The organism is Nostoc sp. 106C (assembly GCF_002154725.1).
Lineage (GTDB): Bacteria > Cyanobacteriota > Cyanobacteriia > Cyanobacteriales > Nostocaceae > Aulosira.
Genome location: NZ_MTAW01000003.1, coordinates 1 through 18,396 on the forward strand (window position 1 = coordinate 1; position 18,396 = coordinate 18,396).

Genomic DNA, 18,396 nt, shown 5'->3' on the forward strand with positions numbered 1-18,396 from the left:
GCGAACATCGGCGATAGGTAAAATTTACCATTTTGCCTATTCACGCAACAACGCCATTATCATCCATTTTTTTGCAGCGCAGACGATGACCTCACACCTTGATACCCAAATCTATGGGGTGGACAATCTACAAATGAGATCGCTGGACACAGTTTCCTTACTCTAAACGAAATCCCGGATCAACTTCTATCTCTGCTTTAGCAATCACATCATCTTCATCATCATTGAAGAAATCATCATCCAAATCTTCCTCTTGAAAAGACTGTTCCTCCACAACAAGCGGCACTGGTGATTGAACTGAACTCTGCTTAACACTCACCTCTGATGATGAAACAGAAACATCATCGGTCGAAACTACGCCCGTAAAAAAACTCGCACTCTTCTCTGCTTGAGCCTGAATATCAGTTGCAGCCATCACAGAAAAAACTCCACTACCATGAGGTTGTGTGGTAGTTGCAGCAGAAGGGGGAAGTCCACTACCATAAGGCTGCACTAGCACTACTTGGGCAAGTCCCTCCATCCCGAAAGCCCGTTTCATCTTAATTATTTGTACTTCCAACTGCGCGATCGCATCTAATACGCACGAAGATAATTTTTCACCCCTTACACCCTCTGAGTAGAGCATATAGGGGAGATAGAGAGGAATTATCGCCTCCATTATCATATCCCCCCCTCCCTTTTCACTGTCCTTCAGGTATTGCAACAATCTCGCTTCACTAGAACCTTTCTTTCTTGCCACTGACAATTCTACATAATCTGATTGCACCTTCCTTGGCATAATTCTCCCTCCGAGTTAGTTACAACAATCAACAGTAATAAAACAATCTCAACTTTTAACCTAATTAACTCAAATTACATTAGCCAATTTTATACTACATACTGTAGTAATTAGTAATATTAAAATCACTTATCCGATAGGCTTAATCAAGATTTCCAGTAATGTAGAAGTGACTAAAATTACTATATCTGTACGCCCCAAGCTACTTCCTCAGTACTCTCCCGCAACTTGCCGAGTACTCACTGACTAAGTAGGTGAAAAATCTCTATTTGTTAGTTAAATTATTGATTTAGTATGCTTTTTCCATTTAAATTAGACCTGCATAAGACACATGCACTTCCCTAGTACTCACCGTTTACTCTCTGCTTACTTTTTCCGTACTCACCGCACACTTTACTAGAACCTACCCTCGCACTTGGTGCAATCACGCTAGTAAACAAGGTATGGCAAATAGGCCTATTTCAACCTAGATTTATTCTCAATAATCACAATTAATTGATAATAAGTTCTATGCGACTCATATTGTTATATACTACAAAAATACAAAATTGTAGTATAAGTTTAATCCAATTAACATACGCTCAATTTTAAACAAATCGTTTATAGGTTACTTTATACATCAAGTTAAGTCTATATACATAGACTAAGTTTCACGATCGCACACTTAATTATTGACCGATAATCTTTTTCCTAACTACAATGGCACGATTACTGCACTGCTCTCAGCGTTCTACAATAAATAAAATATGTATTATTTTTAACAAAAAACACTATATGCTCCTTCTCTAGTCAAGGACAGGAAATAAAGAATAGATTTTATAATGAAGCAAGTATTTTTACATAGACGATAATCTGCGATCGCATAGTTCGACCCTAGCAGCATAATGCTTGTAAAAGCGATTTCACAGCAGTTACAGTACTATTACTAGAGTCATATAGCCGCAATGTCAGTTATACCAAGGATAACGGCCATATTACCCGCAATGGTAGTGTGCGTGAGAAAAGTGGATTTTTTGGTTGTCCGACGAGTTCCCTGGCATAGTACAGAAAAGCGTCATGCTTCCCTCAGTCCAATGATTGAACAAGGTATGGTAAATAGGCCTGCTAAAAGAACCAAATTAGTTAAGGTATACGTCTTTGAGGAAGAAAAAAACGCCATTAAGGAGAAAGCCACCGCTACAGGCCAAACGGCATCTGAGTATCTACGTTCATGTGGGTTAAGACGGGTGCTAGCAGCAAAACCACCCGCAGATGTAATAACCATCCGTGCTACGGCAGGAACCCTCAAAAGCGAACTGATGATGTTATCTCACCTTGCCAAGGAAACAAACAACCAGCAAATTATCAACCAAGTCAAAATTGCGATCGCACTCGTAGATAAAACCATTGCTGCTGCATTTAATATAGAGATCGCAGGCTCTAAACAAGACGCTGAGAATCCTGTACACAACCAAGAAGTAGAAAAATAAGCTTATTGAGAACTTATACTAATCAATATCGAAGTATTCAAATTTGAATACTTCGATATAAGTGCTGATATATATAGAAAGTGGAGAAATTAAGAAGCGATAAATCTCTATTTTATTTATTGATATTAGTTGAGATTAAGTAAGAATTAAACTTTGTTCAAATCTTTACAGCCAAGTCCTTTGCGTTTCTAAGTAGAATTGCTAGGTTAGAAAAACCTTTTTAGCTACTAAACCCTAACCTCAATTTGATTCCTGTCATCTACAAAAAACCCAATTTTCTCGATACGCTCAAGTATGTCTTGGGGAAAGATGATGCTGCGATTGTCGATACTAATATGATGGGAACAAAGCCAGATGAATTTAACCAGCAGTTTCTCACCATCAAGTACACCAACAAAGCAGTTAAACGGCAGTGCGCTCACCTCATCATCTCAATCGCACACCGCCCGAACTACCACGAGCATTTATCCAACAGTCAGTACAGTTATGTAGCAAGAGAATATCTCAAGGATATGGGATACTTGCCCAAAGAAGAATCATCTGTAGCACCTACCAGTCAGTTTGTTGCAGTACGCCACCACGATCGCAACCACGAACACCTGCATATAATCGCCTCCCGGATTCGGTTAGATGGCAGCTTAGTTAATGATTCCTATGATTATTTCAACTCCCAAGTCTCAACTAGACGCATCGCAGCGGAACTAGGATTAGAGGTAACACCGACAACAAATGAAGCCATCGCCTCTAGGTTAGAGCAAGAGTACGGAGTAATCACACTTACCAGTCCCAACCGATCAAAAAGTATTAGAGCAGTCAACAGTAAGCACAAAACCCCAACAAGTAAGGAAGTTATTCGCCAAGCAATAGGAGAAGCCATCAAGGATAGTCCTACTGTCTCCACATTCATTCAACGCTTGGAGGAAAACAACATTGGGGTATTGCCTAAAATGCGGGGGGAGGAACTACTAGGCTTTACCTACATCCATAATGATGTGAAAATCGCTGGTTATCAAGTATACAAACTCTATAGTTGGAACAAACTGCGGTCTGAATATGGAATCATATACGACCCAGATAAAGATAAAGAAGTAATTCAACAAGCTAAAGCCAAAGCAATTGCTCGCATAAATAGCAGAATATTAAGTAATAATGATTACTTATATAGTGATAAACCTACTAATAGCAGTACAAGTGATAGTAATAGTGATACCGATAGTAACTCCAAAACACTTGTTAGTACATATACACTAAACAGTAATTATCCAAGTGAGATTCCAGTAATACAATCCAAATTATTGGAAGACAAACCCACATTGAAAGCAAATAACACTAAGAAACAAGTTCAGCCGCATCCCCAAAAACAGTACCCACAACAGAATATTTCAGAAGAAAACGGTCTCACTGCTAAACAATTCCTGGAAGAGCAATCTTCCCATGTTCCTCTTTCTCTTAACCTTCTGCCTTCTATTCTCAAACATTTGCCTTCTATAATCACTGACTATATGCTTGTTACCAATAACTTCCGTATCAAAGGACGGGAGTTGAGTGCCAGCTTAGATAGCAATACTCTGAGTGTTTACCGTCATGGAGATAATACTCCTGTGATGCAAACCTGCTACAGTCAGAGAAACTGGTACGAAGAGATACCAACTCGACTAACAACAAACGAAATTGAGCAGATTGAAAGTTTGCGTTTTTTTACGCAACAAGTATTAATGAATAAACAGCGATCGCAAAGAGGTATTGAGCAGTAGTAAATCTGTAGGTAGAGAAAATTTAATTTACCGAGAATTACTACAGTTGCACATCTCCTGGGTTCGGGACGTTAAGAAACATTGGGCTAACAGTATCAAAATTTGGCAATAAACCAGTTAATTTGTTAATCGACACTAGGATTTCATATCTACAATCTGATCAAAAGCTAAACCACTAGAACCTTCACCTCGTCCTGTTTGCTTCCGAACGCCGAACCACACAAAGGTGCGACCATCATTCCAACGGGTACGTTGGAACGACTGGGCAACTCGAATACCAGCACAGGGAACTTCCTCTTCATGGATAAAGTACGGCTTTTTCTCGTCTAAACCAAATTGCATCAACACTGTGCGAGGACGTACCTTTCGAGGTTTTGAAGAATCGCCTTCCAAAATGCGGGGCATAGCAGCTCGTTGCAGTTGAATTTCACGAACATCATCTTTTAAATGAACGGGAATAAATGGAATCCAGTGTTCTGGCACGCTAGTCATCGCCAAGTAACTAATATTTGCATTATTAGGTGGAGAAGTGGGTACAGGGGTAACAGATGGGGTGGGCGAAAGTATTCTTTGATAATAATTGTGAGTCTCGATCGCGGCTTCGCTGCCTGCTTTGCTATTGCCGCTAGCAAGAGGAATGGTTTTCTCGATCGCCCATACCATGTTCGCCATCTCGTCTCTTATCAACATCACTTCTTCTAAAGGACTGCTTTCTTGAATTTTGGGAACTGTTGGCAGTAACAATAAGCTGGTATCGGCAACTTCCTTGGCATTCCCTTTGGTATTAATCGTAAACATACTCCAACGTTGCCAGTTATCATCAAGGCCACTTCCGGCAGCTTCAATCCAGAAACGTTCACCAAAAACATTTGTGACCATCATGCCGCGAATACGGGCGATGCTGCCAACAGGGAGTGTGTAGGGAATGAGGAACCAGTCGTTGGCATAGACTAACCCAAATTCGATCAACAGGAGTTTTGCTAAATCGGTAGTATCAGGTTTAATGTCTCCAAAATTAGTGAGGCGGTCTTCAAACGCCCACCAACGAGTGTTAGGCATCCCTTCAAAGGTAATAGGAACCGGAATTAGGGTCTGGGTATCAGTGGCAGGAGGAGCAGGGGAGGCAGGGGGAGTGCCTAGTCCCCCAGAAGTGGGATCGAGGTCAAAATTGTACCAATCTAGATGCCCTTGATAATATTCCTCCGCCCTGTAGACTTTTTCGCCTGTGGAAGTCGGAGCAGAACAAGCAAACTGATACTCTAAACGGCTAGGTTGCCAAGCATCTTCGCTAGAAGGTTGATAGTACAGTGTCTCGAACCAGTTGATAAATTTAGTGGCAAGCGTATCAATAGCAAATTTATCGGCATCGGGGACAAGAATGCCATCGTAGGCGTGATGGGTGGTGCTTTCTTTCAAGTATAAATAGAGCTTGTAACCATCCAGGCGACGACCTGCAACGGCAGCAAAAGTCTGCCACACTTCCTGATGAGCGCACAATTGAGCATCTTTTTTAAGGCTAGGATTCGGCAAAGCAATCGGATAGCGATCAAGATACCCTTGAGTAAAGTTACCCACAGAGCGCACCAGTTTCAGCCACTGCCTTCCCATCAACAAACGTAGGTCAAGGGAAATCTCTTGCCCTGCTAGTGTAAAGGGAATTGGACGGCGTTCTACTTTGGCTTCTAGAGGAACCGCCGTTTCAAAAGCTTCTACAGGATTACTTGCTGCCTGATATTTGGTAAGACGAGTCGTATCGAGGTGTAATTTAGCAAAAACAGGAGATCCCGCATCATCTCCCTGAAATTCTCCCAGTTGCCACTGCTTCGTCAACATCCACAGAGCATCGCGGATCTCAGCTTTGAGGGCGCGGTCAAAATTGGCAGTGCGCGGACGACCTTCTAAGCGATTCCAAGCGGTGACGGTTGGGAACTGTCGGCTCACCAGAGCGTCGCGGATATTGGTAATGGTGAAACGGTTGGTCATGAGTCTTCTCTCGTCAAAATGTCTAGAACTTTGTTATTGAGTGCTAAGTTGACAGCGATCGTGATTTGATAAAGGGTAACTGTCATGACGGTGGACGGCAGGAAAGGAGCATAGGCGCTACTATCTACTTGAGCGGGTTCAACAGCACGTTTTTTAGCCATTTCTAGGGTTTCGTTGAGGGCATCTACCAAATCTTGCCACTGCCAATTGCCTGTAAAATCAGGTGGCGTGACAAGCAACATCGTTTGTGGGGGTTCGCAGTTGGGGCGGTCATAATGAAAGGTAATGCCCGTCGTTTCGGTTTCGCTAGGAATTACTTCCGTCCATTCGTCTAGCAGTAAGCCACATTGTCGCTGACTTTTTTGGAAAGGAACGCTATAGTGTGCCGTATAAAGGAGGCGATCGCCATCGAACTGATAGTTTTTAGTCGGGTCTTTCTTGTTAGCTGGATCGTAAGGAAAGTGCAACGCTAGCCAATGATCTTTGCTTCTATAGGGCAATTGAATCGGTTGTAGTTCTGGTTCTGTACGCCCAAAAGCCCCTGTTAACATCACTAAACGTTCCCAATGGTGCATTTTTCCCCGTACCCGCGCCGCACCGTACAGCCAATCATCGATAGGAAAGTCAATCCCGACAGTTTGGGTTAAGTAGTTAGTTAAAACACCGTTCTGGCTATCATTAAGAGATTTTTCCCATTCGTCACCTTGATCGGGTAACAGTTCAAATTCAATTAAGAGTTGGAATTCATCCCCTAATAAAGCTTTTGCTGCATCCTGAAGTGCCTGAACCTGTACAGTAGGCTGAGTATTCGCTACATAGATAGTCAATGGAGCTTGAACTGCCTGTAACCGTCGCTCTATTTCTTGGATTAAACTGTTTATAACAGTCAATAAATCGGTGGTAAACAGGATAATTTGCCCTTCGCTATCTGTTAACTGAAACTCGCTCAGATCGAAATCGGAGATTGGTAACAAACCTCGAATAGTAGTCAGCAGGGTAGAAAGTTCCGTTGTTGTCGTTGTCAGAACCCCCCTAAAATCATTCAGTTTGTTGAGAAAATCACTACGTTTCGTCAAGATGGCAGTTCTCAAGTCATTAGGAGTAGCAGGAAGCGGACCGGTAAGGTTGGTTGAAATTAAACGTTCAGCTTGTTGCAATAAGTCAAAGCGTTCTTGATCGGTTGCTGTCCCTGGCAGTCCATTATACTGATTGAGCAGTCCATCAAACTGGTCTAATCGATCCTGCCATCGCTTAACCAATTCACGTACCTTATCAAGCAACTCACTAAAGGTACGCTGTTTCCACTCCAAAGCAAACCCCCAACCCGTTTGCCCAATGCCAAAATAACTCGCTCTAGGTAGTAAATCTAGGGCAGTCGTGATATAATTATCCAAGTTAGCGAGAATTTGGGCGCGATAGGCATCTACGTCTTGCAACAACGTTTCTAAGGTACTTTTGAAAGATTCTAGCTCGGTTTTCAGGTTAGACAGACGACTAAGAGGTAGATCGATACGTTGGCGATCGCTAAACACTTTTTCGGCTTGAGCTTTGGTCGCTTGGTTGTGTAAGGCAATATCACTCGCTTTGAGTGGTCGAGAACCGAGAACCAGCGAGCGCAAGCTTTGCATTATTGGTGCTAGTTCAAAGAAGCTAATTTTGTCGTTTAAGCGTTCTGTATATTGAATTTGAAAGTGTGTATCAGGACGGGGTGAGAAGATTTGTATAACATATAGAAGGATGCGATCATCGAGTTCGGTCATTGCTGGTTGGCTGTCAGTTCGCAATAGATAGAGCAAATCAATCGGCTGAAGTGCTAAATCCTGTTGCGTTACAATCTGTTGCAGCGAACTATTGGTAACGGGATCGAGATAGGTGACTTGACAGCCAATCTTGTCAGGTGGAGGCAATACCCTCGTTAGCCATTGGCTCAAAGCAGGTTCTGCTTGAGTACGGGGAGTTGAACCCGGATCGGAGGGTAAACCTGCTTGCAGATGCAGTCCGATCCGATGGGTTAAAGTGATGCCACTGCGAGGAGTTTGCACCACATCTGGATCGGGGGGAAAGTTGCCCTTGCTGTAGGTATCGAGGGTAGCAGCAGCGCGATCGTAGTTGCCATGAACTGCCTGATGCACACTTTCTGCCAAGGCCAGATCCGCTACTGCATCGTGAAGATCCTGTATGCGCTCAACTTCGGCATTGATGGCAGCTTCTTGGGCAGAATTACCGCGAGGCAGCAGTGATGGCGGTTTGCCAAAGGGATAGGTTTGGTTGCCTGTTTGTTTGATATAATTAACTAAGCTTAGGCCATCCACAACGTTTCGGGCTTCGATCGCTTCAATTGATACATCGTCAGGCGTTTTGGTGGTACTGAAATGATCTGCTCGTAGGGGGAAGGCTTTGCGTAGTTTGTAGATAAACTGGTCTACTTCTACGTCGTGGCGATCGTGCAGTCCTCGTTCTAATTGATAACCCAACAAGGCACTCAAACTTTGTCCATTACGAATGCCTTCTAGCATTGATAATGCCAGACGTACCCGCTCTGAGGAAAGATTGACTGCTAGGCTTTGAGGATTGTTAGGAGTAGCATTGGATAGATAGCCATTCCGCAATACCGCCGCAGTGACTGCATGATTTAAAGAAGGAGCGTGAATGTATCCTTCATTAGTGCTATCTTTCAGTAGAAGAGTTTTGGCGTTTTTGTTAAAAATATCGTTTAGTTCTGGCTCTAATTCCACAGGACTTAAGATTTTATTTTCAGGACGAATATTTTCTAGCCAAGCGTATGCGCCTAAATATAGTCCTTTGGCTGTCTTTTTGTCTTCTCTAATTCGATTTCGCATCCCTTGCAGTTGGTAGCTGACTAAACCTAACCACCAAGCATCTAGACGGTAAGTACAGCAGTCAATATGCTCAGCAAATACCCGTTCTAGGCGCGCAGTAGGAATATTAAGGCGTTTGAGAGCCTCAATTTGCTCGGTTAAATGCCGAGCTTCCAACAGTTCTCGGAGATTTTGGCTAATATAGTCGGATATTAACAATGAGTCGCTATTAGTAATACGAGGCTCAGTTTTGTACAGGTATTGCCATCGGCTCTCACTGGTTGCGGCAGCACTGCTAATATGTATAAAACTCGGTTCTTTATAAACTCTCACCAGATCCCGTGTTGAGAGAATTTCGGCATTTAGGTGTACGCGGATGCTAGTGTCCCAGTATCCCTGAATCAGAGCATGACGCAACAAAATATACAGTAAAGCAGTGGGCGATCGCTGATCAATAAATCCTGTTTCTTGATTGAGGGTATCTAGAGAAGTATTAGCGGCATCAATGAGCCATTGAATATAATTTCCGCCATCAGGTGTATAAGCGCGGATCAGATCGGTTTCTGATAAAGGGCGATCATCAATAACAGGCCCTTTAAGTAAATTTTGGCTAGAAAGAAAGATTTTCTCTAAAATATCAGGATTTTGCGCCCTTTCGTATCCCAGTTTTCTGAGAAGATTCTTGCCACGCTGAATGTAGTCTATCAAGATTTCTGCGATCGATACAAAACGACCCTCTAATTTGAGACGGTTAAAAAGGTCTTCCCAGCTTTCGGCATAACGTTGGTAATACTCAACTGATCCAGAGTTTAAGGCCAGAATATCTAAAAGGGTTTGATGAGCGTCTCCTGGTTTACCCACAAAAGAAACAGCCTCAACCCATTCTGTCCAATCTTGGTCGATAAGACGCAAAATTTCATAGAAACGAGCCAGAAAGCGGCTAATATTTGTGCCAAAAATCGAACTTTGCTCGGCAAACACCCAGCGAATTCTTGAAAAAACCGTTGTCGGCAAAATACCATAGGGTTGACCACCAATTCGTACTGCTGGAATAGGGCCTCGACCACTGACAAAACGGTTGAAAAACGAGCGAGTACTTTCGATGGCGTTTTGATCGAAGACCGATCGCATCATAGTATCCATCATGTAACCCAAGGTAGCAGGACAGAGCGCAATATTCATCGCTTTTGCTTCACTCTGGTCGCTGCCGTCACTATGACGTACTTTTTTCAGCACCTCAGTATCGATGCCTAGAAATTCGGCCAACCATTGACCGTCTCGTTTGAGTAAGGGATCGTCAGTTTCGCTAAATAGAGAATCTGCATTTTCTCCCTGATTAGACTTGAGAAAATAGTCATCAAAGCTGGCATCCGCATCATCTGCGCGACTAAAACCAGCACCATTGCGATCGGTATTATTGGTAGGAGTGCCTTGGGGTAGGAGGCTAAATCCACTCCTGCCGTAGTGATGGTGTTGAATTAGGGTTTCTAATAGGATTTTACTCTCCTGTAAATCAGCACTCAAGCGGAGTCCCAACACCAGAAGGCGATCGAAGCCTTGACTATTATTTAAATCGATTTTGAAGCCCATCCCCACTTCAATTGCTCGCTCAAAGTCCACCATCCACTTGATGTCTTCGCCAATGACTAGATCGCCATTGTCTGGCCTGAGTTGGTCTTGGGGGGAAGCAGAGGGATCTGGCCCAACAATCAGGGGTAAAGGAATAGGGTTGCCAATTGTTAGCAATACCTGTTGGTTGTTGACATAACCAATTAGGACAAAGCGATCGGGTAAAACGTTGACTTTAGGAGCTTGTGACCAAGATTGCTGCTTTGTCGTCGTATTTTCTAAAGGAGGAAAGATAACAAAAGCAACACTCACCACCACGTCTGTTTTTTTTAAAGGGGATTGGGGAGTTTCTTCCAGGTTTAACGGTTGGTACTGCTGAATAATTTCTGTGGCGCGATCGCTTCCTACAGCAGCATTCAAAGCTAGACGGGCCGTATTTTCCAGGCTACGATCACCATCCGCTAACCAAACTGCCCTCCAGTATGCCACTGTTGCCGTTTGCTCTGTATTACTGAGGGGTGTCTCCGTCTCAATCACCAGAATGATATCGGTTGCTGCTGCCTTCTTTGGCTCCGAGTTAAGATTCAAGGGTTGATATTGCTGTACGATCCAAGTAGCACGCCCAGAACCATGACTTGACACTAATCCCCGCCAAGCTCCTCGGCGCTGCTCCTCAAAACCCCCTGCTCTCCAGCGATCGGCCCAGTAGGTTTGGGCATTTTTGACTTCAACTTCTGAAAGTGTCGCTTCAAAGCTATCTACAGCGCACTCATCAGGATAAACCCGCACCCAAAGCTGATTTTGTCTAAAACGAGTTTCCAAGCGAACGGGTAGTAGCAAAAAAGGGTAATCATCGCTAAGTTGATTTACCTGTTCTCTCGGATCGCTGTGAGGTATGAAGGCGGTAAAGGATTCCCGTTCGGCTTCTTTTAAACGGTTATAGGTTGCTTGTCTTCGTTTGACTTCTTCTTCAAGACTAGCTTGTTGGCGATTTAATTGCTGACGGCGTACTACATGGTCAGGATTGTTAGGATTAAACAGGCGATCAAGAAGTGCTTGCTGGGATTTGACTTTTTTAAGTTGCTTATTGGCCACAAACAAATCCAAGCGCGCTTGTTCTTTGTCAATACGAGCTTGTTGTAGTTGTTCTCGTCGGTCTTCAAACTCTGGCATATTCCAACTCCATTGGGTTTCTTGTTCGCCCTACTCCCTTATTTAAGAAGGTGGCAGCAGTTCCGAAGCGTGTACCGCAACCAAAACAGGAACTTGGTATAAGATGTAAGCCAAGTCTGCTGAGTTCGTATTCGCGTCCCAAGTAATTTTTTTGTCTTCATCGTACTGTTGCTCTCTCGCTTTTGCTTCAGCCTTGACATCTGGGGGAGAATTCTGAGGAGGAGAGGGCGGAGGAATGAGCGAAAAAGAGCGGTCAATTTTTATATGAGTCCCAGGTTCCCCCGGTAAAACATCTTCCCAAGATAGATCGTTCCAAACGTGAATTTGGTTGCTTTTGTCGATATCTAAACCAAATCTAGGCTCGCCTGGACGCTCTTTTATCACAAAAAACCAGCCTGGATCGTCGGTTTCTCTTTCTCCTGTACCGCCCTTAGCTTCTGATGCTGTCAGGTCAAATCCCAAAAAGTAGATGTCTGGGTCTACTTTTGCCCCATAGAGTGGAGTTTTCACTTTATCTCTGGGAGGATTGTCGGCTTCAGCACCTTCAAGCTGTACTAACTGTCTTGGTTGAGTTTTGTCAATCTTGCCATCCTTGGTCTGCCATCTTGCTTTCTGTGCATAGATAACTGCTGTAGGATATTTCTTGAGCAATTCTCCGCGAATAACCAAAACAAGATCCTCTTCCTGAATCCCTTCTTCTTCCCGATTATCATGTTCGCCGAGCTTAGAATCTTTACGCCAGCGATGAATCGGAGGAATATCTCTGAGTTTCTCTTTTAGTTGCTCTTTATTGAGGTTTTCGGTGTCAAAGAAACTGCTTACATCCCAAAACTGGCGGAAGTAACTGCCTCGCTGATCGGTAGGATATTCGCGCCAGAGGAGTTCACGGGCAAACTCATGATTTAGCCCTACCATGTAAGCTTCGATGAATTTTTGGTTCGTCTCCAGCAGCGTAATACTATTCTGCTCGACTAGATTGATATTGGGCAGAAAGAGTTCCGAAGAACGCCCCTCAGAAAGTGGCAGGTACATCGGGATATCGATTTCTGGGTAAGCCATCACTTCTTGGAATTCTTCCCCTAGAACCGCTTTCAGTCGATCAGGCAGCAAAACAATAGACTGCAACCGACGCGGGATAGCGACTTCGGGATTGATGGTTTGCACAGTGGCATCCGTCACTGTTGGCAGATTCAAACGGTCTTTTGGAACTAACGCTCCAACCTTGCGACTAGCACCCAAAAGCGAGTATAAATCCTTAAGTCCGGTCTTAAAGCGAACAGCTTCAGCACTATCGGTTGTGCCTTGGCTAGGGTTAGAGCCAGAACCAGGTTCAGTAAGCACAAAATCAGGGCTTTTCGGCAGGCGATCAACGGCTTCTGGGGTTTGGTTTTCTTCTCGGATAGAATCAGCTTGTTCAATTTGCTTAACCCATTGTTGAAGCTGGCGAAATAGAGCAATCAGAGAAGCGATCGCTATTCCCCCTAACCCCAAAATCCCCACTCCTATGACAATAAGCAGCCCCAAAAGTGGAAGCTGACCGAATAGGGCAACCAGAAAAGCGATCGCTATCCCCCCTAACCCCAAAATCCCCGCCCCTATGACAATTAGTAATGCTAAGAGCAAAGGTAAATATTGCAACCAAGGAAAACGCCTTAGCAAGTCCACAATAAATGGAGGCACATTAGGAGGCAATAGAGTTTTGGAAACATCATCAACTGTGGCGATTCCTGAAGGTGTTTTTTTCGGTGGGGCGGCAGTAACTTCACCATTATTAATACGCTCAATGATGGTGTCAGGCTGAACTCGACCCCCAAAAGGCAAGGATTTGAGCAAACGACCTCTAGGACGAACAATCCGCCGCATTGCCACCGAAGTGACGGCTGTTGGTACTACACTTGTATCCATTTGATGGTACACCGTAAAACCCTGCGAGATAACGCGCTTGTGTACGGGTGCGGTAAAAACAAGGGCTTTTTCTAGACTAGCTGCCCGTAACGGTCGTAAATGTCGGTCATACCAGATCCAGGAGATTTCCTTAGCCAGTTGAGCGAGTCGAATCCGACGATTGGCTTCTAAAACCTCTCCAATCTGCTCCCAAGCAGCATTCATGTATTCTTCCTGATATTTTTGGATCACTTTGGTACCGAAACCTGCGGAAACCCGGTAGCGAGGATCTAGGTTCAACTGATGTACCCAGTTATCATTAGGAGACAGGGGATTTCCAGCCCGATCTTTGAGTAATCTTTGAGTAAGGGCGTGCCAGCGTCCGTATAGAGGCGGAGTAATTAGAGGATCTGGATCGATTTGATTCTCATCGGATTCATCGTCAATCGGGACACTCAGATCGAGTTCAGAATTATTATTAGCCTTAGTATTTGCCTCCTGGGCTGTTTGGATCGCATAATCATCTGCCAGATTAATCAATGCTGCTAGAGCTTCTTGAAAAGGGTGTGGATAAGGTCGATCCCAGATTTCTGACTTTTCTACCTGTTCTACCGCCATTCGTTCTTCTGGGGAGAGTTTATCCTTATTCGGGGGTGGATTTAGGGGAGGGCGCAAAGCACCGCCGAGTTTGAGTATGCCATCCAATCCGGCAATGTTAATTCTTGGTAGGTTAGAGCCAGGATGTAGCACATCCATATCCCGCGTCCCGACCCTTCTATCGACGGGCTTCGGCTTCAGCAGGCGTACCAGATACTCAAAATCTCCTAATGTGCCTGTGCGGAAATACCAACGATAGTAATAAGGATAATTGCTAGAGGCTTCTCTAGAGCCGTAATTTGCCCAAGCGGAAAAGGTAGCGTTAGGTGCGTTGGCTGGATTTAAGCCCAGTCCCGCTAACCGGCCAGTTTCAAAGACGGGAATTAAGAAAGCATGATAGCCAGCATTGGGTTCTAGCTTTCGGGGACAGAGGATACGGGAGTAAGCTAGATCGGGGCTTTCATTTAGCACCCCTTGGAAGTTGGATAGGACAAGTCCCATATCCTTTGAAACAATGTCGTCAGCCAAGCTACGGTTAACATGGACGTGCGCCCAAGCCCAAAGCTGCTCCGCAGGGGGAAAAACACTCGGATTTGCCACCTCAATAAACGGTAGGGGTTTATCTCTAATATTCGCACCATCTTTAAATTCATCCTCCTTTAGCACCACTAACATAATCCAAGGACGTAAACGACTCAGACTTTGATCAGGTGCGGCAGGGGTGTAACGCCAAGGAAAATCTTCAGGGTAGAAGTCAATGTAGGGAAGGTAGTTTGGCTCAAAATTAGTAATCCAGTTCCGAGGCTCGATTTTGATAATTGACTCAATGACTTCTTGTTGGGGACTTTTGCTATGTGAAAGCCCAGCAATATCTCCGGGGCAATATAATTCAACATTTTTGGTGATTGATTCAGTTAGATTACCACCAGCGATCGCTTCTCCCGTTAGTTCAAGAGTTACGGGGATTGTCGCTCTCAGCTTAACGTTGGGATCACCGTCTTTCGCCGTAATATAATTAGCAATCCCTTGGCGCAACCAAGGTAGAAAGGAATAAGTAGCAATCGGATCGCTCATACTTGAACCTCATGAGTAGGAATGACATGAAGGGAATCAGACAAGTTAGGATCGCGGGCAATCTGTTGTTGTAAATAGTCGTTGGCTGATGCTTGGCTGACAAAGGCTGCTTCGCTGCTGACTACCTTATTAGTTGCTTGGAAAGCAACTACGTAACTATCGGATTTGGCAGCAATTTTTTGGCTAAATGGCTGTAATTTCTGTTGATAACTTTGGGATAAGGCTGATTTAGCTACACTGGCTCCATTTAAAAAGTGGTTGAACAAGACACCAACGAAGACTGAGAAAAGACGTATAAAGCGTTTAAAGTTATTGTCTATAATAATTTCTTCGTAGCGAATCACCCGCTTCACCATCTTGCTAGAGGCTAATTGCTGTCCTTCTACGGAAAGCTCCAATCCACTATGCTGAGGTTCATAAGCGCGTCGGGATAGCTTGCTAGCATCTTCTAGGTTCTGAAATTGGGCGATCGCAAATTGTTCTGTTGCATCGGCTTTTCGCTCTAATCCTCCACTGGTCACGTTCAGCGAGAACCGCTTAGCATCACTTGGTTTTTGGTTGCCTACTTTGTCAATGGGTAGATCAAGGGGGATGGCCTTTTGGCTAATTTTCAATACTCCTACCGGATGAAGGACTAAAGTATCTGCTGCTGTATCTGACTTGCGTAAAGTAACTAATAGGTTACTGGTTTCAGGTAGTACAGCCCTCCAGTTGTCCAACTTTTCCAACTCGCCTCGCAGCAAGGGCATGACTGGAATAGGCGGTAAGGTCGTATTCCGCGATTCTCCCCAAGTAATGTCGAAATCAGCCGATATATCAAAGAAAAATAGAGAAATAGAACCTGTTCCCCTAGCTCGCCAAGGAGTCGGTCCTTCTAGGGAGAAGCGTAAACTGATACTAAATACACCTACCCCAAAGGCTTTGAGGGAAACGGAGGCTGAAACCTCAATAATGAAGTGAAAAGGGGAAAATTGAATCAGGGCATCAAAGCCAATATGTCCTTCAACGCTGAAGTCATCAAAGCCAAAAAACAGTTCTGCATGTGCGCCAATTTGCGCCGTGTTGCTGGTGACGGCAAAGTAGTTCATCACTCGAATCCGGGCGTTGGCTTCGTTAAGGTAGTTAACTGAGATCCTGGCAGGATTGGGGAATGGCAAGGGAGGCGGGTTAAACTGAGGATGGAAGCCACCAACGGTTAGGACAAAATTGGCATCGTCACCAAAAGCAACCAGGAGTCCCATTTCTCCTTCAAGTGTCATGAACAAAAGGCGCGACTCAAAGAGACTGGCAAAGAAATAGACCCGTTTTCGGTCAAATTCGATCGCTCCTATAAAGTTGACTTGCAGTACGATCAATGCCAACTCATCTGTCGGCAAGGCAACCCGCAAGACTCCCAAAATAGCAATATTGCCCGGAATCTCGATGATAATGCCCAAAGAGAGGCTGATCAGTGTGGGTGTACCCCAGCCTATTTTTGCCATCGGGCCAATTAGGAACTTACCTTCTTCGGGAGGGAAGATAGTCCGCAGGTCACTAATAATGCGAGGTGCATTAGCAATCACATCTCTGGGGAAGAGAATACTGTTAATTGCCCCAGTGCGTACTCCTTCGGTGAGAGGTTCGAGGCGCATAGTGCGGTTTAATCCTATTAATCCCCCAACCGCTAACAGAGTGAAACCAAAACCGAGTTGAATGCCTGTCCCAAAATCAGCCGTAATAATGATCAAAAGAGAGAATCCTGGAGAACCATCAGGCATTCTGGTAGTAATTAAACCGATCGCTTTGAGGTTCAAAAACTCGCTAAACACCAGTTCGAGCGCTCCGGCATATTCTTGTCTGTTGGAGTCGAAAGCGAGAAAACCACCGCCTTTAATTACACCTGCATCAATAGAAAGTCCTGCGCCAGTAGGAGGCTTAAAGCCTAAATTAAGATCGATTAACCCCAAATTTCCACCATTAGCAGGAAATGAGAAATTAGCACTCAGTCCAATATTTTGGACGACCACTTTTAAGGGGCCTAAATCGCCTTTAAAGGTCACTCCTAAGTCTACAGGCAATTTTTGGGCTTGTGGCCGCAGGGCAATTATTAAACTTTGAAGTTCTATGACTCCTAATTGAATATGAGTGGGCAAATCAATTTCTAATGCCGCACTGCCTAAGAAGTAAAACCCGTGTAAGTAGGATATTCCTAAAATCAGGTTAGTTTCTAAAGCAAACCCCTCTCCTGGCAGTAGCTTTCTAATAAAACTGTCTCCATCAGGCTTAAAAATAAATTTGAGTCCTTTGGCCTCAAACTCGGCAAAAATATCGACTCGATTTTGATTATCTAAAGAGACTCCCCCAGTTCCGCCAATTTTGCGATATTCTAGTCTCGTACCGCTACTAGAGCCAATAATGACAATGGGCTGGTTGTCGAAATTGGAGCGATCGACAACAACGGTGATTCTTCCACTCGCGGTAGTGGCAGTATTAGCTTGATTAAATCCTGTCAGGATGGTAATGGGACGCTCCGGTCTGATAATTAATCCGACTCCTCCTTGAAAGTCTAACTGGCTGCCAATCTTAACAGCAATGTCAGGACCCAAATTCATCTTGACATCTAAAATCCCGTTAAACGCAGGCATAATCGCAATTCCGGGTTTTTGGCTTGCGTCTCCTCGCAGACCAACCAACCTAACCTCAGCCGCTAACCTGCCTCCCGAACGATAGCGCTCAAAGAAAACTCCTCGCAGGACTTTTCGGATGGTACTATTATCGAGTCCGCTACTTTGCTCTAGTCGATTAATGACCACACCCTGCACGTTATCCATAAACACATCAATGTCGAGACTCATCAACAAATTCTCGACCTGATAGAGAAATTCATCATAGGCAAAATTGTTAGTTCCCCAGGCAAAAGTATTTTCTAAAATTCTTTTGGGATTGGCAAAGATATCAGGAATATCTGAAAAATTGAGAGAGTAGTGCATGTAGGGCTTGCGATTGCCCCCAGGAGATAAATACTGAATTTTAACTATCCCTACAGAACGTAAAAAGAAAGCAAATCGTGACTGGTAAGAATTTAAATAGTTAATAATTAGGTAATCTAAAAGCTGATGAGGAAAGATAGCCTTAAAATTATCATTTCTTAATTTGACAGGAATGGCTGCATCAGGAGCATTACTAATCTCTCTAATACCTTTGATAATTTCCGTGACTGCCGTTTGCAATCGAGAAAAGCTATCGAGTGAAACACTACCACGGGAGCATCCCAGTTTTTATTTAGCGAGCAAAGATTAATTCATTCAGGTAAGCAC

Annotated in this window: 7 protein-coding genes; 2 read left to right on the top strand and 5 right to left on the bottom strand. The window is 44.1% G+C overall.

The features are described 5' to 3' along the window. Positions 1 to 157: 157 nt before the first annotated feature. Positions 158 to 778: a hypothetical protein gene (locus tag BV375_RS00015; protein ID WP_086755925.1), complete on the bottom strand. Its 621-nt coding sequence runs from the start codon at positions 776 to 778 to the stop codon at positions 158 to 160. A 944-nt stretch (positions 779 to 1,722) separates the two neighbouring features. Between BV375_RS00015 and BV375_RS00020 the strand changes: the two genes are divergently transcribed. Beyond that, complete coding sequence (locus BV375_RS00020) at positions 1,723 to 2,247, top strand: hypothetical protein (RefSeq protein WP_243713782.1); 525 nt, start codon at positions 1,723 to 1,725, stop codon at positions 2,245 to 2,247. A gap of 245 nt (positions 2,248 to 2,492) precedes the next feature. Beyond that, positions 2,493 to 4,001 carry a relaxase/mobilization nuclease domain-containing protein gene (locus tag BV375_RS00025; protein WP_243713783.1) on the top strand — a complete coding sequence of 503 codons (1,509 nt, stop codon included), beginning with the start codon at positions 2,493 to 2,495 and terminating at the stop codon, positions 3,999 to 4,001. 135 nt (positions 4,002 to 4,136) lie between these two features. Here BV375_RS00025 and BV375_RS00030 read toward each other — a convergent pair whose 3' ends face one another. The 4 genes from BV375_RS00030 to BV375_RS00045 are packed head-to-tail and all read right to left on the bottom strand — an operon-like array spanning position 4,137 to position 18,309. Then, positions 4,137 to 5,984, bottom strand: a complete 1,848-nt coding sequence (locus BV375_RS00030) for a hypothetical protein (protein ID WP_086755927.1) — start codon at positions 5,982 to 5,984, stop codon at positions 4,137 to 4,139. Beyond that, on the bottom strand, positions 5,981 to 11,545 hold the full coding sequence (locus tag BV375_RS00035; RefSeq protein WP_086755928.1) for a hypothetical protein: 5,565 nt from the start codon (positions 11,543 to 11,545) through the stop codon (positions 5,981 to 5,983). The genes BV375_RS00030 and BV375_RS00035 overlap by 4 nt, the downstream gene beginning before the upstream one ends. A gap of 42 nt (positions 11,546 to 11,587) precedes the next feature. Next, positions 11,588 to 15,100, bottom strand: a complete 3,513-nt coding sequence (locus BV375_RS00040; protein WP_086755930.1) for a hypothetical protein — start codon at positions 15,098 to 15,100, stop codon at positions 11,588 to 11,590. Beyond that, on the bottom strand, positions 15,097 to 18,309 hold the full coding sequence (locus BV375_RS00045; RefSeq protein WP_086755932.1) for a DUF6603 domain-containing protein: 3,213 nt from the start codon (positions 18,307 to 18,309) through the stop codon (positions 15,097 to 15,099). Before BV375_RS00045 ends, BV375_RS00040 begins: the two co-directional genes overlap by 4 nt. Positions 18,310 to 18,396 lie beyond the last annotated feature (87 nt).

What these genes read in the sequence shown, in the direction of transcription:
- BV375_RS00015 (WP_086755925.1), bottom strand. Translation starts at nt 778, where the DNA reads ATGCCAAGGAAGGTGCAATCAGATTATGTAGAATTGTCAGTGGCAAGA.
- BV375_RS00020 (WP_243713782.1), top strand. Translation starts at nt 1,723, where the DNA reads ATGTCAGTTATACCAAGGATAACGGCCATATTACCCGCAATGGTAGTG.
- BV375_RS00030 (WP_086755927.1), bottom strand. Translation starts at nt 5,984, where the DNA reads ATGACCAACCGTTTCACCATTACCAATATCCGCGACGCTCTGGTGAGC.
- BV375_RS00035 (WP_086755928.1), bottom strand. Translation starts at nt 11,545, where the DNA reads ATGCCAGAGTTTGAAGACCGACGAGAACAACTACAACAAGCTCGTATT.
- BV375_RS00040 (WP_086755930.1), bottom strand. Translation starts at nt 15,100, where the DNA reads ATGAGCGATCCGATTGCTACTTATTCCTTTCTACCTTGGTTGCGCCAA.